At 69.6% G+C, this 25,387-nt stretch carries 18 protein-coding genes; 7 read left to right on the forward strand and 11 right to left on the reverse strand.

The annotated features are described in order from the left end of the window. Positions 1-105: 105 nt before the first annotated feature. Complete coding sequence (locus tag AB0I81_RS38240; RefSeq protein ID WP_360667424.1) at positions 106-1,779, forward strand: RNA polymerase sigma factor; 1,674 nt, start codon at positions 106-108, stop codon at positions 1,777-1,779. A 523-nt stretch (positions 1,780-2,302) separates the two neighbouring features. Here AB0I81_RS38240 and AB0I81_RS38245 read toward each other — a convergent pair. After that, positions 2,303-3,049: a peroxide stress protein YaaA gene (locus AB0I81_RS38245; protein ID WP_360667427.1), complete on the reverse strand. Its 747-nt coding sequence runs from the start codon at positions 3,047-3,049 to the stop codon at positions 2,303-2,305. A 144-nt stretch (positions 3,050-3,193) separates the two neighbouring features. On the opposite strand from AB0I81_RS38245, the gene AB0I81_RS38250 reads away from it, so the two are divergent. Beyond that, positions 3,194-3,847: a class I SAM-dependent methyltransferase gene (locus tag AB0I81_RS38250; protein WP_360667431.1), complete on the forward strand. Its 654-nt coding sequence runs from the start codon at positions 3,194-3,196 to the stop codon at positions 3,845-3,847. Positions 3,848-4,433: 586 nt separating this feature from the next. Here the strand turns inward: AB0I81_RS38250 and AB0I81_RS38255 are convergent. Then, the gene (locus tag AB0I81_RS38255; protein ID WP_360667434.1) at positions 4,434-4,664 is read right to left on the reverse strand and encodes a hypothetical protein; all 231 of its coding nucleotides are present in this window, start codon (positions 4,662-4,664) and stop codon (positions 4,434-4,436) included. 247 nt (positions 4,665-4,911) lie between these two features. Between AB0I81_RS38255 and AB0I81_RS38260 the strand changes: the two genes are divergently transcribed. Then, complete coding sequence (locus tag AB0I81_RS38260) at positions 4,912-6,978, forward strand: DNA topoisomerase IV subunit B (RefSeq protein ID WP_360667438.1); 2,067 nt, start codon at positions 4,912-4,914, stop codon at positions 6,976-6,978. A gap of 419 nt (positions 6,979-7,397) precedes the next feature. Here AB0I81_RS38260 and AB0I81_RS38265 read toward each other — a convergent pair whose 3' ends face one another. The 4 genes from AB0I81_RS38265 to AB0I81_RS38280 all read right to left on the reverse strand — a co-directional run bounded on the left by AB0I81_RS38265 (position 7,398) and on the right by AB0I81_RS38280 (position 10,638). After that, positions 7,398-7,784, reverse strand: a complete 387-nt coding sequence (locus AB0I81_RS38265; RefSeq protein ID WP_360667441.1) for a hypothetical protein — start codon at positions 7,782-7,784, stop codon at positions 7,398-7,400. A 71-nt stretch (positions 7,785-7,855) separates the two neighbouring features. Continuing rightward, complete coding sequence (locus tag AB0I81_RS38270; RefSeq protein ID WP_360667444.1) at positions 7,856-9,361, reverse strand: carboxylesterase family protein; 1,506 nt, start codon at positions 9,359-9,361, stop codon at positions 7,856-7,858. An 83-nt stretch (positions 9,362-9,444) separates the two neighbouring features. Further along, positions 9,445-10,068 (reverse strand): TetR/AcrR family transcriptional regulator, encoded by a 624-nt coding sequence (locus tag AB0I81_RS38275; protein WP_360667446.1) that lies wholly within the window; start codon positions 10,066-10,068, stop codon positions 9,445-9,447. A 75-nt stretch (positions 10,069-10,143) separates the two neighbouring features. Further along, positions 10,144-10,638 (reverse strand): carbonic anhydrase, encoded by a 495-nt coding sequence (locus AB0I81_RS38280; RefSeq protein WP_360667448.1) that lies wholly within the window; start codon positions 10,636-10,638, stop codon positions 10,144-10,146. Between the two features lie 139 nt (positions 10,639-10,777). On the opposite strand from AB0I81_RS38280, the gene AB0I81_RS38285 reads away from it, so the two are divergent. Beyond that, complete coding sequence (locus AB0I81_RS38285; RefSeq protein ID WP_360667451.1) at positions 10,778-11,092, forward strand: hypothetical protein; 315 nt, start codon at positions 10,778-10,780, stop codon at positions 11,090-11,092. A 10-nt stretch (positions 11,093-11,102) separates the two neighbouring features. On the opposite strand, the gene AB0I81_RS38290 is transcribed toward AB0I81_RS38285, so the two are convergent. Continuing rightward, entirely contained in the window at positions 11,103-11,906 is an 804-nt protein-coding gene (locus AB0I81_RS38290) for an SAM-dependent methyltransferase (RefSeq protein WP_360667454.1), read from the reverse strand. 151 nt (positions 11,907-12,057) lie between these two features. Further along, positions 12,058-12,621, reverse strand: coding sequence for a thioredoxin family protein (locus AB0I81_RS38295; RefSeq protein WP_360667456.1), 564 nt, complete (start codon positions 12,619-12,621; stop codon positions 12,058-12,060). Between the two features lie 34 nt (positions 12,622-12,655). On the opposite strand from AB0I81_RS38295, the gene AB0I81_RS38300 reads away from it, so the two are divergent. Further along, positions 12,656-13,027: a VOC family protein gene (locus AB0I81_RS38300; RefSeq protein ID WP_360667458.1), complete on the forward strand. Its 372-nt coding sequence runs from the start codon at positions 12,656-12,658 to the stop codon at positions 13,025-13,027. 94 nt (positions 13,028-13,121) lie between these two features. Here AB0I81_RS38300 and AB0I81_RS38305 read toward each other — a convergent pair whose 3' ends face one another. Together AB0I81_RS38305 and AB0I81_RS38310 are read right to left on the reverse strand one after the other, a co-directional pair. Then, on the reverse strand, positions 13,122-16,175 hold the full coding sequence (locus tag AB0I81_RS38305) for a glycoside hydrolase family 3 N-terminal domain-containing protein (protein WP_360667461.1): 3,054 nt from the start codon (positions 16,173-16,175) through the stop codon (positions 13,122-13,124). Between the two features lie 265 nt (positions 16,176-16,440). After that, on the reverse strand, positions 16,441-18,966 hold the full coding sequence (locus tag AB0I81_RS38310; protein ID WP_360667464.1) for a DNA topoisomerase IV subunit A: 2,526 nt from the start codon (positions 18,964-18,966) through the stop codon (positions 16,441-16,443). A gap of 143 nt (positions 18,967-19,109) precedes the next feature. Here AB0I81_RS38310 and AB0I81_RS38315 point away from each other — a divergent pair, with 143 nt between their 5' ends. Both AB0I81_RS38315 and AB0I81_RS38320 read left to right on the forward strand, forming a co-directional pair. Further along, the gene (locus AB0I81_RS38315) at positions 19,110-19,931 is read left to right on the forward strand and encodes a TauD/TfdA family dioxygenase (RefSeq protein ID WP_360667466.1); all 822 of its coding nucleotides are present in this window, start codon (positions 19,110-19,112) and stop codon (positions 19,929-19,931) included. A 513-nt stretch (positions 19,932-20,444) separates the two neighbouring features. Next, positions 20,445-22,562 (forward strand): RecQ family ATP-dependent DNA helicase, encoded by a 2,118-nt coding sequence (locus AB0I81_RS38320; protein WP_360667469.1) that lies wholly within the window; start codon positions 20,445-20,447, stop codon positions 22,560-22,562. On the opposite strand, the gene AB0I81_RS38325 is transcribed toward AB0I81_RS38320, so the two are convergent. After that, a complete protein-coding gene (locus AB0I81_RS38325) occupies positions 22,552-25,263 on the reverse strand; it encodes an ABC transporter substrate-binding protein (protein ID WP_360667472.1) in 2,712 nt (903 codons plus the stop codon). The two genes, AB0I81_RS38320 and AB0I81_RS38325, sit on opposite strands and share 11 nt — an antisense overlap. Between the last annotated feature and the right edge of the window lie 124 nt (positions 25,264-25,387).

Here is a 25,387-nt window from a genome sequence, read left to right on the forward strand (position 1 = left end):
AGGTCCGTCGCGGTCCGCACGGCCTCACCGATCTCCGAGAGAGGCAACAGCCCCCCAGCGGGCATCTGGGTCCATTGTCGCCACGCGTTCGTTCGAGAGGTGTTCGTGTCGCCTGCAAGTTCGACTCGCTCGAAGCCACAAGAGCTGAACGAGCCCGTCATTCAGCGACTGCTCGAGCGTGGGCGCTCGCAGGGTTTCCTCGAGTCTGAGGATGTCCGTCAGGCCTTCGAGGAGGCGGACATCCCCATGTCGCACGCCGCCGCGTTCTTGCGGAACCTCAGTAAAGAGGGCGTGACCGTGGTGGTGACCGCCGCGGATTCGGCTGCGCCGAAGAAGTCTCGTGGTCCAGCAAAGCGCCGCACTGCCGCCCCCGTCAAGACCAAGACGGCGGCAGCCGCCAAAGAGCAGCAGCCCGAGACCGTGACCGCGGTCGTGGGCACCACTGAAGCCGAGCCGGCCGCCAAGAAGGCGGCCCCTGCCAAGAAGGCCGCCCCGGCGGCGAAGAAGGCCGCGGCACCCGCCGCCGCCAAGAAGGCCGAGCAGCAGAAGAACGCTGGGCCTGCCGACAACAAGCCGAAGGGGCCCGAGGGCTCCAAGGCCGACTCGGACGACGACGAGGACATCGAGCTCGACGGCGACGTGGAGCTGGAGGACCTCGAGGACATCGAAGTCGACGACGACAGCGACAGCGAGATCGTCAGCGAGGACGAGTCCGACTCCGAGGGCGACTCCGACGACGACACCGAGACCGAGGAAGAGCCCAAGGCCGCCGACGTCGCCGCCGTGCAGAAGACCGAGGAAGAAGTCCTCATCCTCTCCGACGACGACGATGACGCCCCGGTCGCCCAGGTGGCCGCCGCCGGCGCCACCGCCGACCCGGTCAAGGACTACCTCAAGCAGATCGGCAAGGTCCCCCTGCTCAACGCCGAGCAGGAGGTCGAGCTGGCCAAGCGCATCGAGGCGGGCCTGTTCGCCGAGGAGCAGCTCGGTGGCGGCGAGACCGACAACCTGCCGGTCGACGTCAAGGCCGAGCTGGAGTGGATCGCCGAAGACGGCCGCCGCGCCAAGAACCACCTGCTGGAGGCCAACCTCCGGCTCGTGGTCTCGCTGGCCAAGCGCTACACGGGCCGCGGCATGTTGTTCCTCGACCTGATCCAGGAAGGCAACCTGGGCCTGATCAGGGCCGTGGAGAAGTTCGACTACACCAAGGGCTACAAGTTCTCCACCTACGCCACGTGGTGGATCCGGCAGGCGATCACGCGTGCCATGGCCGACCAGGCGCGGACCATCCGCATCCCGGTCCACATGGTCGAAGTGATCAACAAGCTGGCCCGTGTCCAGCGGCAGATGCTGCAGGACCTGGGCCGCGAGCCCACGCCGGAAGAGCTGGCCCGCGAGCTGGACATGACGCCCGAGAAGGTCGTCGAGGTTCAGAAGTACGGCCGCGAGCCCATCTCCCTGCACACCCCGCTGGGTGAGGAGGGCGACAGCGAGTTCGGAGACCTCATCGAGGACTCCGAGGCCATCGTGCCGGCCGACGCCGTCAGCTTCACGCTGCTGCAGGAGCAGCTGCACTCCGTTCTCGACACGTTGTCGGAGCGGGAGGCGGGCGTCGTGTCGATGCGCTTCGGTCTCACGGACGGCCAGCCGAAGACGCTGGACGAGATCGGCAAGGTTTACGGGGTCACCCGTGAGCGCATCCGCCAGATCGAGTCCAAGACCATGTCCAAGCTGCGCCACCCGTCGCGGTCCCAGGTCCTGCGCGACTACCTGGACTAAGCCCGGACCGGGCCACGCGCCCGGTTCGCTGATGCACGCATATCGCACGCCCCGCCGGGATCTTCCGGTGGGGCGTGTGGCGTTCTGGCGGGGCTTTGCGGTGTTTCGGCTTTCGGGTGGGGGCGTGCGGCTTTCGGGCGGGTTGGTGGCGCTCTGCCGGGGTGTGTGCGCTCGTGCGAGCCCTCGGCGCATCGCCCCACACCGCCGCCCTCTCGACCGGCTCCGTCTGACCAGTCACCCACGCCACGAACCCTCCGACCGGCTTCTCCCGGCCTCCTGAACTCGGCCGCCTGTGCCACGAGTTCCAGGCGCCTGTCGTTCGCGCCTTCCAGGTTCCGGGACTCCCAAGCCCTGGTCGTCGGCGCCACGATTTCCCGAGGGGTCTCGGCTGCCTGCGCCGTAGCTCTCAGACCCCTGGCCGTTCGCGCCACGGTCCTCAGACCCCGGCCGTTCGCGCCACGATCCTCAGATTCCGGGCGTGCGCGCTACGACCCACGGGCCCCGGTCATCCGCTTTTGTTCGGTTAGGTGGGGTCTGTGACGTGGACGTCCAAGGTCCAGGGGCGCTTGGGGCGGGGTGGGTCCGTGAGGGTGACGGTGTAGCCCAAGGTGTCGAGGGTCTTGGCCAGTTCCTGAGGTGAGGACGGCTCCATGTCCTGCTGCAGCAGCGCCCTGGCGATCTCTCCCCGGGTCGCCTTGGCCATGTGGCTGACGACCTTGCCGTCCCTGAACACCCGTACCGTCACCGAGCGCTCACCCGGCTGCCAGGCCCCCGCGTAGGTGGCCGAGCGGAGATCCACCACCAACCCCGGAATCCGGTCCAATTCCTTGGTGATCTGAGGGCGCCAGAACGCGCCCAGCCCTCCGACGGGAGGGAGATTGACGCCCATGGAGAGCCGGTACGGCGGAATTCTGTCTGTGATTTTCACCACACCCCACAGGCCGGAGAAGATCACCAACGACTCCTCGGCCCGCTTCGCCGCGTCCTCGTCCAGGGTGTCCAGGCCGAGATTGTCGTAGAGCACGCCGGTGTAGAGGGCGGCGGCGGGAAGGGCCGGTGCGGTCTTCAGTGCCGCGTTCTTGGCCAGTTCGTTCGCCAGGCCCGGTGTCAGGCCCAGCACGTCGAGGGCGTCGCGGCGTTTGGAGGCCCGGACCAGGGCGTTCAGCACGCGCTTGCGGGACTTGTCGAGGGCGGGGAAGGACAGCTCGCCCACGGGCGGGCCGCTGCCCTCTGGCGCCTTGCCCTCCGACGGCGGCAACAGGATCAACACAGCTCAACACCCTATTGGCCCAGGCCAGCGTCCTGTCCGGCGGCCGTGTGAGGCGGCCTTTGGCGCAGCGCTTGACATCGCTCATTCCTATAGCTTAACTCTAGCGACGGTTGCTAGAGTCCAACTCTTAGAAAAGGAGATGCCATGAATGAGCGTCAAGCCGCCAAATGGCCGGCCGAAGCGGACCTGCGTACCGAGCACGGGCAAGAGGAGGCCATCCGGCGCGTGCTGGAGGACTTCTACAGCTCCGGCAAGCCGCCGTGGGACACGGAAACGACGCCGCCCGAGCTGGTGGCCCTGATCGAGGGGGAGGGGTCGCTGCCGCCCGGCCGTGCGCTCGACCTGGGCTGCGGCACCGGGACCAACGCCACGTACCTGGCCAGGCATGGCTGGGAGGTCGTGGCCGTCGACCTGATCGACGACGCGGCCCGGCAGGCCAGGCGGAAGGCCGAGGCGGCGCGGGTGGACGTACGGGTGTTGTGCGGAGACGTCACCCGGCTCGACGAACTGGACGTGCCCGGCTCCTACGACCTGTTCTTCGATCTGAGCTGCTACTGCGGCATCCCAGCGCACCGCCGCGACGCTTACGCCGCCGGGCTGACGCGTCGTGCCGCTCCTGGGGCGCGGTTGCTGATGTTCGGGTACGGGCCGGAGGCGTTCGACGACGGGATCTCCGGTGTTACGGCCGACGAGCTGCGTACCAGGTTTGACGGCTGGGAGCTGACCGAAATCACGCCCGGCACAAACCCGGTGCCCACCTTCTGGTTCACGCTAAGACGCCCCACCGAACCAGCCTGACCAGGATCGCCGGATCCAGGCAGTCGCCGACCCCAGAGGTCGGACGGGGTCCGGGAGTTCCCCGAGCCTGCGGATCCCCGGGAGCGCGCCGAGCCTCGCGGATGCCGGCAGCGTCCCGAGTCCAGAGGATGCCTGGGAGCGGCGACCGCCCGGACTGCGAATTCCCTCAGTTTGGGCATCGCCCGAGCGTGCGACCACCTGAGCCTAGGGACTTGCCTAAGATCGGGACTGCGAGCCTGGCAGTCCTCCTGGGCTTGGGACTCCTGACCTCCTCGTCTTGCGACCCCTGAGTCAGGGCTCCCGAGTCTGCGCTCCCGGGTCTGGGACTCCCGGAGCCAGGGCTCCCCAGTTGGGACTCCTGAGCCTGGCGGGCCCACTGAGCCTGGCGATGCCGCTGAGCCTAGTGGCTGTTGGCTGTCGGGTTTGGTGGGCTTCTGGGGGTGCGACACGCCCGGGGGTGGAGGTGGGGGAGTTGGTTTGGGTGGGGGGAATGGGGTGGTTCAACGCAGAACGGCGGCCCCGGGCGGGCCGGGGTCGCCGTTCTGCGTTTAGCAATATGTGGTTATCTCATCACGACCAGCGCGGGTCAGCGCTCGTCGTTGGGGGCAATTGAAGGGGTTTCGCTGAGGCGAGCCGACTCGTCCAGGATGTCGGCGCCCTTATCGCGCAACGCTGCAATGTGCTGACGCCCATGATGGGCGCAGAACAGCAACTCCCCACCCACAGGCAGGGTTGCGCGAATATAGGCCTGGGCACCGCAGCGGTCGCAGCGGTCGAGGGCCGTCAGCGGCTTAACGGGGGCGAGAGCTCCAGTCACGTATCGCCTTTCGGGTCACCCCCGCCGAAGCGAGGATCTGGCGTCAGTCACTTGGAACAACATCTAACCGGACCTGGACGTTCCCAACCGCCCCCTCTCTACGCCCAGAGCGGAATGTGTCCCAAAGTAATGACGATCAGCCGGTTGGTAACAGCAAACGTGCCGTCATGGCAAGCTTGTACGCGCGCCTACGGGAAGAACGGTAGGCTACGCACACGTGTTCGATGCCTAGACCAGGGGAGCCGGAGTGACGCTAGTGGAGGCGGGTTACACGGCTCGTCACCTGTCGGTGCTTGAGGGACTGGAGGCAGTCCGCAAACGCCCGGGCATGTATATCGGCTCCACCGACAGCCGCGGTCTCATGCACTGCCTCTGGGAGATCGTGGACAACGGCGTCGACGAGGCGCTCGCGGGCCACTGCGACCGGATCGAGGTCGAGCTGTACGCGGACGGTTCCATCGAGGTCCGCGACAACGGCCGGGGCATCCCCGTGGACATCGAGCCCAAGAGCGGTCTGGCGGGCGTCGAGCTCGTCTACACCAAGCTGCACGCGGGCGGGAAGTTCGGTGGCGGCTCCTACGGCGCCTCCGGCGGTCTGCACGGCGTGGGCGCCTCCGTGGTCAACGCCCTGTCCTCGCGGGTCGATGTGGAGGTCGACCTCGACGGCCACGTGCACGAGATCAGCTTTCGTCGCGGGGTCACCGGCGTCTTCGACGGTGACGGTCCCACGGCCAAGTTCAAAAAGAAGTCCGGTCTGCGCATCGGCGCCAAGCTGCCCAAGAAGGTCACCGGCACCCGCGTGCGCTTCTGGGCCGACAGGCAGATCTTCCTGCCCGACGCCGAGGTCTCGCTCGACGAGATCCACGTGCGCCTGCGGCAGACGGCGTTCCTGGTGCCCGGCCTGACCCTGGCGGTCGTGGACAGCAGGCACGAGGAGCGCGTGGAGGAGGAGTTCCGCTTCGAGGGCGGCATCTCCGAGTTCGCCGAGTTCCTCGCCCGCGACGAGCCCGTCTGCGAGGTGCTGCGCCTGCAGGGCCTGGGCCACTTTCGTGAGAACGTTCCGGTCCTCGACGACCAGGGCCACCTGACGCCCACCGAGGTGCAGCGCGAGCTCACCGTGGACGTGGCGATCCGCTGGGGCAAGGGCTACGAGTCCACCGTGCGTTCGTTCGTCAACGTGATCGCCACGCCCAAGGGCGGCACTCACCTGTCGGGGTTCGAGCGCGGTCTCGTACGTACGATCAACGAGCTGTTGCGTGAGACCCGCCTGCTGAAGAACGGCGATGACCCCGTCACCAAGGACGACATCTCCGAAGGGCTGACCGGCGTCGTGACGGTCATGGTGCCCGAGCCGCAGTTCGAGGGCCAGACCAAGGAGGTGCTCGGCACCTCCGCGGCCACCCGCATCGTCTCCCACGTGGTCTCGCGCGAGCTCAAGGAGCTTTTCACCAACCCGCCGCGCGGCTTCAAGCAGCAACTGCGGGCCGTGCTGGAGAAGATCGTGGCCGCCGCGAAGGCCCGCATCGCGGCCCGCGAGCACCGCGACAACCAGCGCCGCAAGAGCGCGCTGGAGAACTCCGCGCTGCCGGCGAAGCTGGTCGACTGCCGTAGCGACGACATCGACCGCAGCGAGGTGTTCATCGTCGAGGGTGACTCCGCTCTCGGTACGGCGAAGCTGGCCCGCGACTCGGAGTTCCAGGCCCTGCTGCCGATCCGTGGCAAGATCCTCAACGTGCAGAAGGCGTCCGTGAGCGACATGCTCAAGAACGCCGAGTGCGCCGCGATCATCCAGGTCGTCGGCGCCGGGTCGGGCCGCTCGTTCGACATTGAGGCCGCCCGCTACGGCAAGGTCATCCTGATGGCCGACGCCGACGTGGACGGCGCGCACATCCGCTGCCTGCTGCTGACCCTGTTCCACCGCTACATGCGGCCGATGGTGGAGGCCGGGCGGGTGTTCGCCGCCGTGCCGCCGCTGCACCGCATCGAGCTGACCAACCCGGGGCGCGGCAAGGACAAGTACATCTACTGCTACTCCGACGCCGAGTTGCAGAAGGTGCTGCGCGACCTGGAGCGGCGCGGCAAGCGCTGGAAGGACCCGGTGCAGCGCTACAAGGGTCTGGGTGAGATGGACGCCGACCAGCTCGCCGAGACGACGATGGACCCGCGCCACCGCATCCTGCGCCGGGTGCGGATCGAGGACGCCGAGGCGGCCGACGGCATTTTCAACCTGCTGATGGGGAGTGAGGTCGCGCCGCGGCGGGAGTTCATCGTCAGCAGCGCGGCCGAGGTGGACCGCGACCACATCGACGCGTAGGAGTACCGGCCCGTCACGGACGGCTCCGCTTCGGTCGGCGCTCGGGAGCCTGGCTGGATCCACTTCAGGCTGTTCTGCCTCCCGGCCGTTGGGCTCGTGGGGTTGTGGGGCGTGGGCGCTCCGGAGGGGATGGGCTGAGGCGTCTGCCGCAGGGCTGGTGGCTGCGCGGCGTGGGTCGGAAATGGGCTGCGCTGGCTGAGAGCCCGCGTCGGCCTTCTGCGGCTGCCGTAGGGCTGGGTCTGCGGGAAATGGGCTGCGCTGGGCTGAAATAGCCCGTATCGGCCTTCTGTGGCTCCCCTGAGCCCCTCTACGCCCTCGTGGCTCCCTTGAGCCCGGCTACGTCCTCCTGGCTTCCCTGAGTCTTTTACGTCCTCCTGAGCCACACACGCATTCACGCGCGGCCGGCTGGCGAAGAGCGGCTACGGGACGAAGTGTGGATGGGCGAATCCTGCGTTGGCCCACGCGAAACGGTAATCGATCAACCGGGTGAGCTTGAACAGTGCGGGAACCATGCGGCGGTCGTGCTGCGCGCTCGCGTGCTGATGGAGGCGCACGTGCGCCGACTGCTCACCAGGGAGCTTCGACACCGTGGCCGCCATGAATCCGACCAGCAGGCCATCTCGCACGGCTGCCACCGCAGGCCCGGTGCCCTGTGACTCCGCCACCAAACGACGGGCCACGCCCACGTCCGCGAAATCCCATCCGCCTGAGCTCGCGCCCGCCCCGCTCGGTGTGTGTGCTTCGGCCAGCAGCGCGGCGGCCTGCCCGACAAAACCGCTCTGGAACGGAACGATCTCCACAGTCATGCCCACCCCTCACGGTCAGAGCCGCGGCAGCTCCGAAACCGTAGACAATGAGCGTGGAAGGCGGCCGCAGCTCACGGCAGGTGTGCCCAGAAGTCGAGGCAGTGCTCGGCCACGTAGTCCGTACCGCCGATCCGTTCGGGTGACAGGGACTGGACGTGGCCGGAGCCGACGTCGGGCCAGGCCGGCAGGGTGGCGCAGGCGGGATCGCCGTTGGCGGCGAAGGCCGTCCAGTATTGGTTCATCTGGTCGGCGAGTGCGCGCTGTGGCGCCGGCAGCGGCGGGGCGCCGGGGAGGTCGAACTGGTACGGCAGCTCGCTGGAGTGCTGGGCGCCGGCCGGGAATCCCGGGAGCGGCACGATCTGTGGGGCGTTCCGGTCGGCGAACTCGTAGAACCAGGTGTCGGTGTGCGCGGCGAAGGTCTGGCCGAGTTCCCAGGCGGGACGCGCCCAGGCCCGGTCCGTGCAGAGTTGTGCCCAGGCGAGGCTCGGTGTCGGGAAGCGCTCGGGCGCGTACCGGGCGGCGATCTTGTCCGCCGCGGTACCGAACGCCTCGGCCAGCAGCCGTGGGTAGCTCTCGGTTGTGACCGGGTTGCCGGCGAGGTCGGCGAAGAGCCCGACGAAGAACCGCGCCTCGTCGCGCGTGGTGCCCAGCATCAGCGGTATGCGGTGGAAGCGTCCGGAGGGCAACGCCTTCTCGGGCGACTCGGGCAAGATGGGGCCACTGAAAGCCGGCCTGATGAAGGCGGCCGACGCCTGGAGCAGTTCGGTCACCGGAACCTGCCGGAGCTGGGCGAGCGCCGACTCGGGAGTGCTGCCCGGCGTGACCCACCCGTTCTCCAAGGCGGTGGCGGCGCCGAACCGGTCCAGCTCGGACGCGGGGATCCACCTCGGCGGAAGCGCGGGAACACCGGGGATGAAGGTGTGCGCCGGTGTCGAGCCCATCACCGCGAACGCGCTCTGCAGGATCGCGCGGTGGAACAACCCGGCCGACGCGGGCGACACCAGGTGTCCGGCGACCATCAGAGCCCCGTACGACTCCCCGAAGAGGGTCACGTTCGCCGGGTCGCCGCCGAATCGCGCGATCTCCCGCCGCACCCAGCGCAGGACGGCCTGCTGATCCTGCAGACCGAAGGTTCCCCCGCCGGCGAGGCCGGGATGGCCGAAACACGCCAGCACGCCGAGCCGGAAGTTCGCGGCCACGACCACGACGTCCCCGGTGGCGGCGAGCCGCCGGGCGTCGTAGGTGGTGGCGGTCCCGTTCGTCCCGCCGCCGCCGTGCAGCCAGACCATCACCGGACGCCCGGTGCCCGGGGACTCCGGCACGGTGACGTCCAGCGTCAGGCAGTCCTCGTCGGCCGAGGTGACGTCCGCGAAGGACTGGGCCGACTGCGGCGCGGGTTTGCCCGGCACGATCGCGTCCCGGATCTCGGACCATGGCGTGACCGGCGCGGGTGGCCGCCATCGCAGCTCTCCGATCGGAGCGGCGGCATAGGGGATTCCCCTGAAGGAGAGGTGCCCATCGAGCCGGCGGCCGCGAATGGCGCCGGTACTCAGCCGTACGGTCACGTGCCGGGTCATCGCGCGTGCTCCCTGGGCGGGCGTCGGGCGGAGCCGGCGGCACCTCGTAGCGATACGATCATATTGCTACGATAGCAGTATGGTCATATTGTTTTTCTCGTAGATGGGTCGGCGAACACGGTGGTGATGACCCGGCGCAGCAGGTCCGGTGCGGAGAACGTGTCCGCGCCCGAGAGCGCGACCTGATCGGCCAGGCCCTGCGTGGTCGCCAAGATCATGCGGGCGGCGAGCACGGCGTCGACATCCGGCTCGACCTCACCTCGCCGCACGCCGTTCCCGACCGCCGCCGTGACGTATCCGAGGAGGTCACGGCCCGCCTTCCGGGCGACATCGGCCAGGTCGGTGTGGGGCAGTGCCTGGGTCTGAAGCCCCTGCCGGACGCGGTACTCGACGTTCCGTTCCTCATCGAGTGGCAACAATTCGGCCAGGCTCGCGAGCAGCACCTCAGCCGTGGGGAGACGGGCGGCCTCGCCTTCGTGGACGCGGGCTCGTACCCGCCTGCTCATCCGGCTCACGGCGTCTTCGTAGGCGAAGCGGAGCAGTGCGTCCTTGCCGGTGAAGTAGTGCTGGATGAGCCCGACCGAGATGCCGGCCTCGGCCGCCACCCGTGAGAACGAGACGCCGGCGAAGCCCTCTGCGGCCAGCAGGCGTTGGAATGCTCGCGCGATCTGGGCGCGACGCTGATCGTGATCGGCAACCCGGGGCATCTCGTTATCGTACAGTCGTATTGCTACCGCGCCCGGGAAATGGGGCGGAGCGGGTCGCGCTCCGCCCGTGGCCGATCAGTGCTCGGAGGGGGCCAGGGAGCCCGTGTGGACGTCGTAGATGGCGCCCGCCACCGGCATGCCCTCCGGCAGGAACGGGGTGGTGCGGATGCGGATGAGGTCGTGGCGCAGGGCCTCGTTCTGGTCGGGAACCGTGTGGAACTCCAGGCTGCGGGTGTCCACGTTCCGCTCCCGCGTCAGAGCGTGTACGTCCGAATCCGTCACCTTCGCCATGCCGCAGTCCGTATGCGGCATGACCAGCACCCGATCCACCCCGAGCACGTAGACGGCCAGCACCAGGGTGCGCAGCACGTCGTCCGTGACGCGGGCGCCGGCGTTGCGCAGGATCTTGGCGTCGCCGGGGTTCAGGCCGAGCAGGCCCAATGGGTCGATACGGGAGTCCATACAGGTCACGACGGCCAGCCCACGGGCGGCGCGGCCGGTGAGCCCGGAGCCTTTGAAACGCTTGGCAAACTTCGCGTTGGCCGCATAAAGGTCGTCGAACGCACTCATGCCACAAATGATGTCGCATGCCCAAAAGCGCAAGATGGCGGGGTGGCGACTGGCTGGACTTGGCAAACGTCCCACGAAAGTGGCTCACTTTGAGTGATTATGATGTTGCCGTACGTACGTGACCCGAGAAGGTATGGTCGTGAGTAGGTCAGAATCGCTCGCCGTGTATCTCCGCGCCCAGGCCCGGCGCCGCCTCGACCGGGTGGAGGTCAAGGATGACGGCCGCAACGCCAAGTGCGCCCTGGCCCTCCTCGACACCGCCGCCTACGCGGCCAGCCTGCCCGACGACGACCCGCTCATCCTCATGCTGGATCAGGCCGGCTGCTTCGGGCCGCTGGGCTGTGAGAAGTTCGATCCGGGCGAGGCGGGCACCAGCCTGATCCGGCTCTGGCAGGGCGGTGAGCCGCACGAGCTGCTGCTCGCCCTGCCGGCCGCCATCACCGCCGCGACCTGAAGTTGGTGGGTCAGGGCTTGTGGGCCACGCCGACGTACCACCACTCGCTGCCCGGGAGCTTCCTCTCACTCGCCTCGTCCGGCCGCCAGTCCGCCACGTTCGTCACCCCGGGCTCCACCGTCTCGAAGCCCTCGAACATGCGCGTGACCTGCTCGCGCCCGCGATGCACCAGGGGAGTGTCCACCTCGTCGTACACCTTGCGGACCGCCTTGCCCACCTCCGGGTGGGCGTCGTCGGTGGCGTGGGAGACGATCAGGGCGCTGCCGGGTGCCAGGCGCTCGCGGAAGGCCGCCACGACGCCCCACGGGTCGTCCTCGTCCGTCAGATAGTGCAGCACCCCGAGGAGCACCACGCCCACGGGCCGGCCGAAGTCGATCAGCTTCCTGGTCGCCGGGGCGTCGAGGATCGAGGCGGGCTCGCGTACGTCGGCGTGCACGGTCGTCAGGTACGGGTCGGTGCCGGCCAGCAGGGCGCGGGCGTGCACGATCACCACGGGGTCGTGGTCCACGTACGCGACGCGGGCCTCCGGGTGGATCTCGCGGGCGACCTGGTGCACGTTGTTCAGGTTGGGCAGGCCGGTGCCGAGGTCGATGAACTGGTCGATGCCGCGCGTGGCGGCGTACCGTACGGCCCGGCCCAGGAAGTGCCGGTTGGCCAGGCAGATCTCCTTGCCCGGCGCCAGGGCCATGATCTTCTCGGCGGCCTCCCTGTCGGCCGCGAAGTTGTCCTTGCCGCCCAGGTAGTAGTCGTACATGCGCGCGGCGTTGGGAACGCTGGGGTTGATTCCCGTCGGTACGCGCGAGGGGTCGATCATCTGGGCCCTTCGGAGATTCGGCGCGGCCAAAATGGTTAAAAGAGATGGTAACTCGATGGTGACAAGATTGTGGATCTTTTGTGTCAATTTCCGTCAGGCCCGGCACGGGCAGCGGTGACCTGCCTCGTGCCGGAGGCCTGGTCCACAGGGGTCACGCGGGTTCGTTGCCCGGCTTCCACTTGATACCGCACCCGATCGCCGCGCGCTGGGTTTCCGGCACCGGCTGCCCGTCGAGCAGGGCGTCGATGGCGGCGCGCAGGGATGATCCGGTCACCGGCACGGAGTTGCCCGGCCGGGAGCCGTCGAACTCGCCGCGGTAGACGAGCCGGAACTGGGCGTCGTACAGGAAGAAGTCGGGTGTGCACGCGGCCCGGTACGCCTTGGCGACGTCCTGGGTGTCGTCGAGCAGATACGGGAAGGAGAAGCCGGCCCTGCGAGCCTGTTCCGCGAGGTGTGTGGGGTCGTCATCGGGGTAGTTCACGCTGTCGTTGCTGCAGATGGCGACGATCGACAACCGCGCGTCGTAGCTTCTGGCCAGGGCGCCGAGCCCCGATTCGATGTGCCGTACGTAGGGGCAGTGGTTCGACAGGAACACCACCAGACTGGCGGGAGAGCCCTTGAGGTCTTCGAGTGAGATGCTGCCGCCGTCGATGGCGGTCAGGTCGAAGGCGGGCGCGGGAGTGCCGAGCGGAACCATGAACGAGTTGGCAGCCATGGCATCCATTGTGGTCTGCGAAAGGTGAAGTGTAATGGGCGGCATCGCCGAGTTCAGGACCGTTGTGCTGGACTGCCCCGATCCCCAGGGTCTGGCAGAGTTCTACGCCAACCTTTTGGGGTGGCCGATCACCTCGGTTGAGGACGACTGGGTGGTGGTCAGTGACGGTGGCCCGCCCAAGCGGCTGGCCTTCCAGCTCGCTCCTGACTTCCGGCGGCCGACCTGGCCGGACCCGGAGCGTCCGCAGCAGGTTCACCTCGATCTGCTGGTTTCTGACATGGAGGAGGCCGAGCGGCAGGTGATCAAGATCGGCGCGACCAAGCACGAGCATCAGCCCAGTGAGGAGGACACCTTCCGGGTGTTCCTCGATCCGGCGGGCCACCCGTTCTGCCTCTGCCGGGATTGACAGAGGTCCCACCCGTTTCGGCCGGACGATGCGGACAGCGTTCGGCCGGGATGAGGGGCTGACCTCGCCCGGCGCGAGGTCAGCCCCGTAACCTCTAGCGGATCGCCCGCGCCAGGAGCTCCACCGCCTCGCTCAGATCGCCCGAGGCCAGCTCATGGTCGGCCGACGCCTGCAGGTCCGGACGCTTCCCGGCGGCCTGCGCGACGTCCCTGGCGACCGAGACGACGGCGTCGCCCACGGCGAAGGAATCGCTCTTCGAGCGTTCGAGCAGCGCCGCGGCCACGCCCAGCGCGCCCAGGACCGCCCGCGTGTCGCGGACCGAGCCGTCGGCCTGCCAGTTGCGGCCGGTCAGGGCGAAAGTCAGCGTCACGGCGGCCGCCTTCGAGGAGCCGTCGCCCCTGGCCAGCTCGTCGCGCGCGGCCTTGAGCCGGTCGCGGGCCCGGTCGGTCCGCAGGCCCCACCCATACGGGAACAGCGGATCGTAGGAGGCGTCACCCACGTTGACCGGGATCTGCTCGACCGACCTGAACCAGCTGAACGGCAGCCGCCCGGTATACGGCACGGCCCCGAACAGCGGATCGGCCACCCCGTCGCCCTCGGTGCCCGGCAGCCAGGACGCCACCACGGCCTCGACCCCCGGCAGGTCGCCCAGCGACATCGGGCGGCCGGAGACCACCAGCACGGCGCACTTCATGGCCCCGCACACCTTCTCGACCGCGGCCCGGTCGGCGGCGGACAACTCCAGCGTGCGCCCGGCGCGGCCCACGTCGCCCTGCCCCTCGGCGTACGGGGTCTCGCCCACCACCACGACGCCCACGTCGTGCCCGGCCAGGCCGGCGGAGGCGTCGCGGGAGTAGGTCGTGGAGGCGGCGCGGGACCGCACGGCGGACAGGATCGTGGTGCCCGGCGTGATCGGCCCCGACGAGCCCTGCCAGGAGATCGTCCAGCCGCCGGACTGGTTGCCGATGTCGTCGGCGTTGGAGCCGGCCACATACACCTTGGCGTCGCGGCGCAGCGGCAGCAGGCCGCCCTCGTTCTTCAGCAGCACCTGGGACTTGGCCGCCGCCTTACGGGCGACCGCCCGGTGCGCCGCCGAGCCGACGTCCCCGAGGCGGGAACGGTCGGCGTACGGGCGCTCGAACAGCCCCAGCCGGAACTTCTGCGTCAGGATCCTGGAAACGGCGTCGTCCACCCGCGCCATCGGCACCCGCCCGGCCTCGACCTCGGCCTTGAGCGCGGCCGTGAACTGCGGATACGCGTACGGCACCATGATCATGTCCAGGCCGGCGTTGATCGACGTGCGCACGTCGCTCGCGTAGTCGCCGGGGATCTGGTCGATGGCCTGCCAGTCGCTGACCACGAACCCCTTGAACCCGAGCCTGCCCTTCAGCGTGCCGTTGATCAGCTCGTCGTGGGCGTGCATTTTCAGCGGCCCGTCACCGAAGTCCACGCTGGAGAACGACGGCATCACGGTGGCCACGCCGCGCCTGACCGCCTCCTCGAACGGCGCCAGGTGGATCTCCTCCAGTTCCTGCCTGCCGACCTTGGTGACGCCCTGGTCGATCGTGTAGTCGCCGGTGGTGGAGGAGCCGTAGGCGGTGCCGCCGTCGCCGACGTAGTGCTTGGCGGTGGCCAGCACCCCGTTGTCCTGCAGCCCGTCCACGGCCGTGGCCATCCGGGTGACCAGCGCCGGATCCTCGCCGAACGACTCATACACCCGGCCCCAGCGGTCGTCGCGGGACACACACAGGCACGGCGCGAAGTTCCACGGGATGCCGGTCGCCTTGACCTCCCTGGCCGTGATCTTGCCGGCCTGCTCGACCAGCCCGGGATCGCGGGCCGCGCCCAGGCCGATGTTGTGCGGGAAGATCGTCGCACCGACCACGTTGTTGTGGCCGTGCACCGCGTCCACGCCGTAGATCAGCGGCACCTGAAGGCGCGTCTGGCGGGTCTGGAGCTGGAAGGCGTCGATCATGTCGGCCCACGCCTCCGGGGTGTTCCGCGGGGGAGTGGAGCCGCCGCCGGACAGCAGTGAGCCGAGCGCGTACCCGGCGATGTCGCTCTGCTTGGCCAGCGCGCCGCGCTCGGCCTGCGTCATCTGGCCGATCTTCTCCTCCGGCGTCATCCGGGACAGCAGGTCGGCCACGCGCTCCTTGACGGGCTTTCTGGCGTTCAGGTACGGCAGGCCGTGCGCGTTGATCACGACGACCGGCGGCTCGGCGGGCGGCCTGGTGCCCGCGCCGGACAACTCGATCGGGATGGTCTCGGCCATCTCGTTCCGGTTGTCGCGCAGCGTGCCGACCGTGAACGTCCTGGTCGATCCCGAGGCGGTGCCCGCGGGGAAGGTCAGGGTGCCCTGCGCGGCCGTGTAGTCCGTGCCCGGGGTCGCCGTGCCCGTGCCGGTCCTGTAATCCACGGCCAGGTCGGCGGTGAGCGGCGCGCCGCCCGCCGTGGTGATCGTGACGCCGACCTCGGCCCGGCCCTTCTCATCGACCGGATAGACCGGCTCGCTCGCCGACAGCCGCACCGGGCGCGGCGGCGCCGTCCCGTAGAGCTGCACCTCGTCCCAGGTCAGCGTGCCCGAGGCGGTGGGCAGGCGCATCGCGTAGCCCCACATCGCCACCAGGTCCAGCTCGCCGTCCGTCGGCGCGCCGCCCGGCTGGTAGTCGGTGCGGCGGGTGAAGCTCGCGAACGGCACCTCCACCTTCCGCCAGCCGGCCGTGTCGTCGGTGAACGAGGACTCGAACAGCTCCGCGGTGCCCGGTCCGCCGCCGCCGTCCTTGACCTCGAAGAAGACCTTCTGTCCCGAGCCGGCGCCCTTCACCCAGAAGGAGAAGCCCTCATACGGTGACCAGTCCTGGGTGGCGGTGAACTCGTGGGACCAGCCGCCCCACTGGCTGATGGCGTAGACGGAGGTGAGCGCCCGGTTCGTGGCGGGCGCGTCCGGCCGGTCGGCGCCGGGGACGATCGTGAGGGCCGGGGTGGAGGCCGCGTCGTTGCCCCAGGCGAACACGCCTGCGGGTACGCCGTCCGACTCGAAATCGGTGATCGTGAGCGGTGCTGCGGCCGCTGGGGCGGGCGGGGCCACGACCAGCGAGGCGATCAGGGCCGCCAGGGCCACCCATAAGGAACGTCTGGGTTGGAACACGGTACCTCCATCAGGGAGAGAGCGCTCTCTCAGATGTGATCGGTGGAGGACCGTGATTCATAACACCGATCGGGTGACCGAAGTGAGACACACGCCACCCGGACGAGCAGCGACGTGCAGACGAAAGCTTCGGGCGTGCGCGGAGTTGCCGGGCGCGCCGGGCTGCCGGGCTGTTGGGCGTGTGCCGAGCTTGGGTTTACGCCGAACCTCAGCTGTGTGCGGGGCTTCGGGCGTGCGCCGAGTCTCAGGCGCACGCCCCGAGCCTCTATTCGTCCGAAGGGTCGTCGTTCGCCGGAGCCTGGCCCGACTCGCCGCCGCCCGGCAGGAGTTCGGGCGCGGAGGCCAGGGCGCCACCGACGGCGCCGATCGTGTGCGTCAGCCGGACGCCCGAGCCGTCCCGGCGGCCGATCTCCTCGGGCAGCGGAATCGGCTTGCCCACCGCCGAGACCGCCTTGGCCGGCGACGGCCCCGCCCAGGCCAGCAGCAACTCGTCCTCACCCTTGAGGAAACGCTGGGCCCGGACCCCGCCCGTGGCCCGCCCCTTGGCGGGGAACTCGGCGAAGTCGGAGACCTTGCCGCCGCCCACCTGCGTGCCGGGCAGCGCCGTGGAGGACCCGGCGACGGTGACCACCTGCGCGGGCAGGTCGGGGTTGACCACGCCGAACCAGATCACCCTGGCCCCGTCGTCGAGCCGGATCCCGGCCATGCCGCCGGCCGGGCGGCCCTGGGGCCGTACCAGCGCGGCGGAGAAACGCAGGAGCTGGGCCTCGGAGGAGATGAACACCAGGTCGTGGGACTCCGACGCCAGCTCGACGGCGCCCACCACCGTGTCGCCGTCCTTCAGGGTGATCACTTCAAAGTCGTCGCGGTTGGCCGGATAGTCGGGCACCACGCGTTTGACCACGCCCTGCGCCGTGCCCAGCGCCAGGCCGGGGCCGTCCGGGTCGAGGGAGCCGAGGCCGACCACCTTCTCGTCGGGCTGCAGCGAGACGTATTCGGACACCGGGTGCCCGCCCGACAACGTCGGCGGGTTGGCCGAGGGCGGCAGCGTCGGCAGGTCCACGACCTGGACGCGGATCAGCCGGCCCTGCGAGGTGACGACGCCCACCTCGCCGCGTACGGAGGTCCGTACCACGCTGACCAGCACGTCGTGTGCCGCGCGCTCGCCCTCGCCCGGCAGCGGCGTGGCGTCGGGGGTGCGGGCCAGCAGGCCGGTCGAGGACAACATCGCCAGGCACGGGTCGTCGGCGACCTGGAGGTCCACCACCGGGGTGCGGGCCTGGCCGCTGGCCTCCAGCAGCACCGTGCGGCGCGGCGTGCCGTACTTCTTGGCCACGTCGGCCAGCTCGCCCGAGACCACCTGGCGCAGCTTGGCCTCCGAGGACAGGATCTCCGACAGCGCGGCGATCTCCTGGCTCAGCGTCTCCTTCTCCTGGTCCAGCTCCAGCTTGTCGAAGCGGGTCAGGCGGCGCAGCGGCGTGTCGAGGATGTACGCGGCCTGGATGTCGGTCAGGTCGAACACCTCGATCAACCGCGCACGGGCCTGCGCCGAGTCGTCGGAGGAGCGGATGACCTGGATGACCTCGTCGATGTTGAGCAGCGCGATGATCAGGCCGTCGACCAGGTGCAGGCGCTCCTCGCGCTTGCGGCGGCGGAACTCCGACCTGCGGCGCACGACCTCCAGCCGGTGGTCGACGTAGACCTGCAGCATCTCGCGCAGGCCGAGGGTGCGCGGCTCGCCGTCGACCAGGGCGACGTTGTTGATGCCGAAGGTCTCCTCCATCGGCGTCAGCCGGTAGAGCTCCTCCAGCACGGCCTCGGGGATGAAGCCGTTCTTGATCTCGATGACCAGCCGCAGGCCCTTGTGACGGTCGGTGAGGTCCTTGAGATCGGCGATGCCCTGGAGCTTCTTGCTGGTCACCAGCTCCTTGATCTTGGTGACCACACGCTCGGGGCCCACGTTGTAGGGGAGTTCGTGGACGATGATGCCCTTGCGCCGTGGCGTGATCTGCTCGACCTCGCACTTGGCCCGCATCCGGAACGTGCCACGCCCGCTCTCGTAGGCGTCGCGCACGCCCTGCAGCCCGATGATCGTGCCGCCCGTCGGCAGGTCGGGCCCCGGCACGAACCTCATCAGGTCGTCGAGCGTCGCGTCGGGCTTCTTGATCAGGTGGCGGGCGGCGGCCACGACCTCCAGGAGGTTGTGCGGCGCCATGTTGGTGGCCATGCCGACCGCGATGCCGCTCGTGCCGTTGACCAGCAGGTTGGGGAACGCCGACGGCATGACCGTGGGCTCGGTCTCCTGGCCGTCGTAGTTGGGCTTGAAGTCGACGGTGTCCTCGTCGAGCGACTCGACCATGAGCATCGCCGCCGGGGCCAGCCTGGCCTCGGTGTAACGCATGGCGGCGGGCATGTCGTCGGGCGAGCCGAAGTTGCCGTGGCCGTCCACCAGCGGCAACCGCATGGAGAACGGCTGCGCCAGGCGGACCAGCGCGTCGTAGATGGCGCTGTCGCCGTGGGGGTGCAGCTTGCCCATGACGTCGCCGACGACGCGCGAGGACTTCACGTGACCCCGGTCGGGGCGCAGGCCCATCTCGCTCATCGAGTAGAGGATGCGCCGCTGCACAGGCTTGAGCCCGTCGCGCGCGTCGGGCAGGGCGCGCTGATAAATCACCGAGTACGCGTATTCGAGATAGCTCGCCCGCATCTCGGCGGACACGTCGATGTCGACGATCCGCTCCTCGAAGTCCTCGGGCGGGGGTGCAGTCGTGCGTCGGGCCATGTCGAACATTGTGCCGAAGGTATTCGGGTGCCCGCGACTCCATCCCCTACTCGTTGTGATGACGAGTCATGTGAGAACCGCTCTTGACCAAGCAATTGCTTGGGTCGTACGTTCGGGTTCGAGGGGTTCCGTCCCGATCTCCCGGAGGCGTCATGATCGAGTTCCATCCTGTGACCAAGCACATCGGCGCCGAGGTCACCGGGGTCGATCTGCGCAAGCCGATGTCGCCGGAGGAGGTCGCGACCCTGCGGGCGGGGTGGCTCAAGCACCTCGTGCTGTTCTTCCGCGACCAGCACATCGACGACGAGCAGCACCTGCAGTTCGCGCTGAATTTCGGCTCACTCAACCATCCGGCGTTCAAGAAGGACTCCACCAGCCCGATCCACATCCTCGACCAGACCGCGCCCAAGGGGGAGGGCGGGGACGAGTGGCACAGCGACAACACCTTCGAGCCGACACCGCCGATGGGCTCGCTGCTGCGCTGCGTGCAACTGCCCAGCGTGGGCGGGGACACCTGCTGGGCGAACACCTACCTGGCCTATGAGACGCTCTCGCCGTCGATCCAGCGGCTGTGTGACGAGCTGACGGCCGAGCACGACATCACGATGTCGATGAAGAAGGCGATCTCGAAGGGGCACCCGTTCGACCTGGCGGAAATCCAGGCGAAGTGGCCGCCGAGGACGCGGCCCGTGGTGCGGGTGCACGCTGAGACGGGACGCAAGGCGCTGTTCGTCAACCGGGCCTCCACCACCCGCCTGGTGGAGCTGAACGACCGGGAGAACGAGACGCTGCTGCCGTTCCTGATCGATCACATCCGCTCGCCGGAGTTCCAGCTGCGGCTGCGGTGGCGGGTCGGCACGCTGGCCTTCTGGGACAACCGCCCGACGCAGCACTACGCGGTCGCGGACTACACCGAGCGCCGCCGGATGCACCGCGTCACGATCAATGCCTTCCCTGAGCATATGGATAAATAATCCACGTTCTTGTACGGCAGAGCCGACGGCACCGCCACCCCTTCAGATGCCCATCTGTTACGGCGGAGCCGACGGCACCGCCACCCCCTTAGATGCCCATCTGTTACGGCGGAGCCGACGGCACCGCCCCCCGCCGCACGTGGCTGAGGGCCTCCAGGAAAACGCCCGCTGATCCCGCACGTGGCCGGGCGCCGTTACGTGCGCGTTCTGGGCCGTCTAAGTGGTTCCGGGTGGCGGCTGTCCTGGGTTCGCCGGGCCGCCGGCCTGCGGTTCTGCCACGCGGACGGCCGGGGTGCGGTTCTGTCATGCGGGCGGCCAGGGCTGCGGTTTTGCCACGCGGGCGGCCCACTATGCGCACGTTACGGCGCTTGACCCGGGAACCGGAGGAGCGTTCCCCTGGAGGGAGGCCGGCCGCGTGCGGTGGGTGGGGCCCACTCCGCGCAGCCGTAAAGTATGGGGTTCTTGGAAGGAGACGCGAGCATTCCGTCGGGCAGAGCTGGTAACAAAGGAGGCATGATTGATGCCCCCGATGCCGCGATGCTCCGTGAAGAGGCCGAGGAGCGCCTGAAGGCACTGGCCGGAGACCACGCGCGGCTCCGCGACGACCAGTGGGCCGCCATTGAGGCGCTGGTGCTCGACCGGCGCCGGGTGCTGGTCGTGCAGCGCACCGGATGGGGCAAGTCGGCCGTCTACTTCGTGGCCACCGCGCTCCTGCGCGAGCTCGGCGAAGGCCCCACCGTCATCGTCTCGCCGCTGCTGGCGCTCATGCGCAACCAGATCGCCGCCGCCGAGCGGGCCGGCATCAGGGCCGTCACCATCAACTCCGCCAACCCCGAGGCGTGGGAGGAGATCTACGGCCAGGTCGCCGAGGGCATGGTGGACGTGCTGCTGGTCAGTCCCGAGCGGCTGAACAATCCCGACTTCCGCGACAACGTCCTGCCCGAACTGGCCGAGAGCGCCGGGCTCGTGGTGGTGGACGAGGCCCACTGCATCTCCGACTGGGGCCACGACTTCAGGCCCGACTACCGCAGGCTGTCCACCCTGTTCACGGACCTGCCGCCGGGCATCCCCGTGCTGGCCACCACCGCCACCGCCAACTCCCGGGTCACCCGCGACGTGGCCGAGCAGATGCGCCTGCCCGAGGAGCTGCGGCCCGACGGCGAGGACACGCTCGTCCTGCGCGGGCCGCTGGAGCGCGAGAGCCTGCACCTGAGCGTCGTACGCCTGCCGTCCGCCGAGCAGCGCCTGGCCTGGCTGGCCCAGACGCTGCGCGAGTTGCCCGGCTCCGGCATCGTCTACACCCTCACCGTGGCCGCCGCCCACGAGATCGCCGGCTATCTGCGCGAGCAGGGGCTGGAGGTGGCCGCCTACTCCGGCCAGACGGAGCCGGCCGAGCGGCTGGCGGCAGAGGACGCGCTGCTCAACAACAAGATCAAGGCCCTGGTGGCCACGAGCGCGCTGGGCATGGGGTTCGACAAGCCCGACCTGGGGTTCGTGGTGCACGTGGGGGCGCCGCAGTCGCCGGTCGCCTACTACCAGCAGGTCGGCAGGGCCGGGCGTGGCGTCGAACGGGCCGAGGTGATCCTGCTGCCGGGCACCGAGGACCGCGACATCTGGGCGTATTTCGCCTCGCTGGCCTTCCCGCCCGAGCCCGTCGTGCGCGCCACGCTGGAGGCCCTTGAGGAGCGCGGCGGCGTCATGTCCACGCCCGCGCTGGAGACCGCCGTCGACCTGAGCCGCAGCCGCCTGGAGATGATGCTCAAGGTCCTCGACGTGGACGGCGCCGTCCGCCGGGTCAAGGGCGGGTGGGTGGCCACCGGGGAGCCATGGGCCTACGACAGCGAGCGTTACAACCGCATCGCCGCCGAGCGCCGCTCCGAGCAGGAGGCCATGCTCGCCTACCTGACCACGACCGAGTGCCGCGAGCAGTTCCTGCGCAGGCGCCTGGACGACGAGACCGCCACCCCGTGCGGGCGCTGCGACAACTGCACGGGCCGGCACCGTTCGCCGGAGATCGGCGAGCAGGCCGTGCAGAACGCCCGCGAGCGGCTGAGCAGGCCCGGCGTGGAGATCGACGCCCGCAAGCAGTGGCCGACCGGCATGCCGGAGTTGTCCGGCCGGATCAAGCCGGAGTTGGGCGCCGAGCCCGGCAGGGCGCTCGGGCGGCTGACCGACATCGGGTGGGGCAACCGGCTGCGCGAGTTGTTCGCCGGGGAGGACGGGCCCATTCCGGACGACGTGTTCGGCGCCGTGATCAAGGTCCTGAGCGCCTGGGACTGGCGGGAGCGCCCGGTCGCCGTGGTCAACGTGCCCTCCGCGTCGCGGCCCAAGCTGGTACGCGGGTTCGCCGAGCGGCTGGCGCAGGTCGGGCGGCTGACCTACCTGGGCGAGCTGGGCTACCGTGCCGGGTCGCCGGGGCAGCAGTTCAACAGCGCCAAGCGGGTGCAGGCGATCAGGGGCACGCTGGCCATGCCGAAGGAGCTGGGGGCGGCGATCGCCGAGTGCGGCGGTCCCGTGCTGCTCGTGGACGACCGGGTGGACACCGGCTGGACGATGACGCTCGCCGCCGCCCAGGTGCGCCACGCCGGCGCCCCTGCCGTGCTCCCGCTGGCCCTGGCCGTCACGAGCTAGCGGCGCGTACGCCGATCGTGACCAGGTCGTACTCTCCGAGCGCCGGGCTCACGTGCAGGTCGGTCGCCCTGTGGCCGCGCAGCAGCAGCGAGCGGCGCCACGTCGTCGGCACCAGCACCGCCTGGTCGGCCACCAGCTTCTCCGCCTGCCGCCACAGCCCGGCCCTGACCTGCGGGTCCAGCGTTCCGGTGGCCTGGTCCAGGAGCTCGTTCACCTGGGGCAGCCGCACGCTCACGTTGACCGTGGGCCGGTCCTCCGAAATGGTCCTGCTGTCCACCTGCTCGGGCAGGAACGAGTAGGTGTCGGGCCAGTCGGAGGCCCACGTCTTGGCGATGAGCCCGATCTTCTCCTTCTTCAGGTTCGCCGGGACGCTGCCCTTCGAGCTGTGGAATTCGTCCACGGGCGCGTGCCGCAGCTCGACCTCGATCCCGACCTTGGCCAGCGCGGACCGCACCGCCTCCGCCGCCTGCTGCTCGCCGGGCAGTTCGCGGTAGATGTATCTGGTCGTGAAGCCGTTCGGCCGGCCGCACCGGACCAGGGCCTCGCGGGCGGCGCCCGGGTCGCCGCGCGGCTTCAGATGGGGATCGTGGTAGTGCTCGCCGGGCACGTCGGGCGGCACCAGCGAGGTCGGCACCTGGTCCGGCATCGCCCGGGACGCCGCCTGCACGGCCTGGAGATCCAGCGCCAGGACCACGGCGCGCCGGCAATCCACGTTGTCCAGCGGCGCCACCTGCGGGTTGACCGCCAGCGTGCGCACCGCCGAGATGGGAGCGTCGGCCTCCGCCTTGAGCTCGGCATCGCCCAGGATGGTGGCGTACTCGTCGTCCGGCAGGAACCCGCCGACCTCCGTGTTCGCCGTCTTCAGCAGCCGCGACACCTCGTCGGCCGCCACCTCGTAGGTCATCTCGAACCGGTCGGGCAGCGCCGTGCGGTTGGGGTCGGTGGCCGGGTCCCAGTGGGGGTTGCGGGTCAGCGCGAGGTGATTGTCCCTGGTGCTCTCGATCTGGTACGGGCCCGACGAGAGCACCTCCGGCGCGTAGTCCTTGCCGGTGTCCTTGGCCTCCGGCACCGGGATCGTCTCCGGCATCTGGACGACGTGGTCGAACGTGGCGAGCGGCTTGCGCAGGTGAAAGATGATCGTCCGGTCGTCCGGGGTCTCGATCGCCCGGTCGGTGTCCAGGTCAGGGGTCTCGTATGGGCCCTTGTAGCCGCCGGGCAGGTCGAGCAGGACGTCGAAGAAGCTGCTGCCCTGGACGAAGTCGGCGTCCATGCTGCGCAGCACCGCGTACTTGACGTCCCGCGAGGTGATCGCGGTCCCGTCCTGAAATTTCACGCCTTGTCGGAGTCTGTACGTCCAGTCTCTGCCGCCGTCGCCCGGTTCGCCCAGCTTCTCCGCCAGGTCCGGCACGATCTGTGTGCCCGCCTTGCCCGGGGCCGGTTTGAACATCGTCAGCGAACGGCCGTAGAGGCGGACCATGTTGCGTGCGGACATGGTCCACATGTCGGCGGGATCGGTGCTCTCCAGGTGGGAGGGGGAGGACAGGCGCACGGTGCCGCCCTTCCTGCCCGTCGGGCGTACGACGGAGGTGAGCGCGCTGCCGTAACCGGCCGCGAGCGCGATCTTCCGAGCGCCCGGCGCCGGCTCCTCATCCACGTTGAGCCGCCCCACCGCCCAGGTCGCGAGCCCGACGATCAGCGCCGTGGCCGCCGCCGCGACGGCGATCAGCGGCCCAGGGCCGGAGCGGCGAGAAGGCGCCGTCCCGGGCGTGTGACCGTATGCGCCCATCGCCTGACCCGGCCTCAACCCCCCGAACTGCGGCGGTCCGTGCTGCGGAAGCCCGTACTGTGGGGGTCCGAATTGGGGTGCTCCGGGTTTCGGCGCTCCGGTGGTGGATCCGGACGAGGCGATGAGCTCGTGCAGGAGCTGGTCGGCCGTGGGCCGCAGGTGGGCGTCCTTGGCCAGCGCGGAGCGCAGCAGCGGCGTGAGCGTCTCCGGCACCCCGGTGAGGTCCGGCTCCCCGTTGATGATCCGATGCATCACCACCGGCAGCGCCCCGAACCCGAACGGCCCCCTCCCCGTGGCCGCGTACACGATGGTCCCGGCCCAGGCGAACACGTCGCTGGCCGGATGCGGATCACCGAGGAACTGCTCGGGCGCCATGAACGCCGGCGTCCCCACCACGCTCGTGCTGACGCTCTGGCTCATGTCGAGCGCCGTCGCGATCCCGAAGTCGATGACCCGGGGCCCGTCCGGACCGAGCAGCACGTTGCCGGGCTTGAAGTCCCGGTGGATCACCCCGGCCTTGTGGATGGCGGCCAGCGCGGTGGCGGTCGCGACGGCCAGCCGTACCAGCGCGGCCCCGCTCAGCGGCCCTTCGTCGCTCACCTGGCCCTGCAGGGAGGGGCCGTCCACGTACTCGCCCACGATGTAGGGCCGTCCGTCGATCTTCCCGACGTCCAGCACCCTGGCCGTGCAGAACTCCGCCACCCGCCGCGCCGCGTCGGCCTCGCGCAGGAACCGCCGTACGGCCCGGTCGTCCTCGGCGAACCTGGAGTGCAGCAGCTTGACGGCGACCCGGTCGCCGGAGGGCCCGTGCCCCAGGTAGACGCCGCCCTGACCGCCCTCACCGAGGAAGCCGACGAGCCGGTAGGGCCCGACGGAGGACGGATCGCTGGAACGCAACGGGCGCACGCCGCGCATCGAACTCCTCATCTAGGCGCTACAGGGAATGATCCACCCTGGCGACAAGAAAATCGAGGAGGCCCGAACAACGGCGCTCAAAATCGAGGAAAACCGAACAAAGGCGCGTCGAACAGCGAAGCCG

The organism is Nonomuraea sp. NPDC050404 (genome assembly GCF_040655495.1).
Classification (GTDB): domain Bacteria; phylum Actinomycetota; class Actinomycetes; order Streptosporangiales; family Streptosporangiaceae; genus Nonomuraea.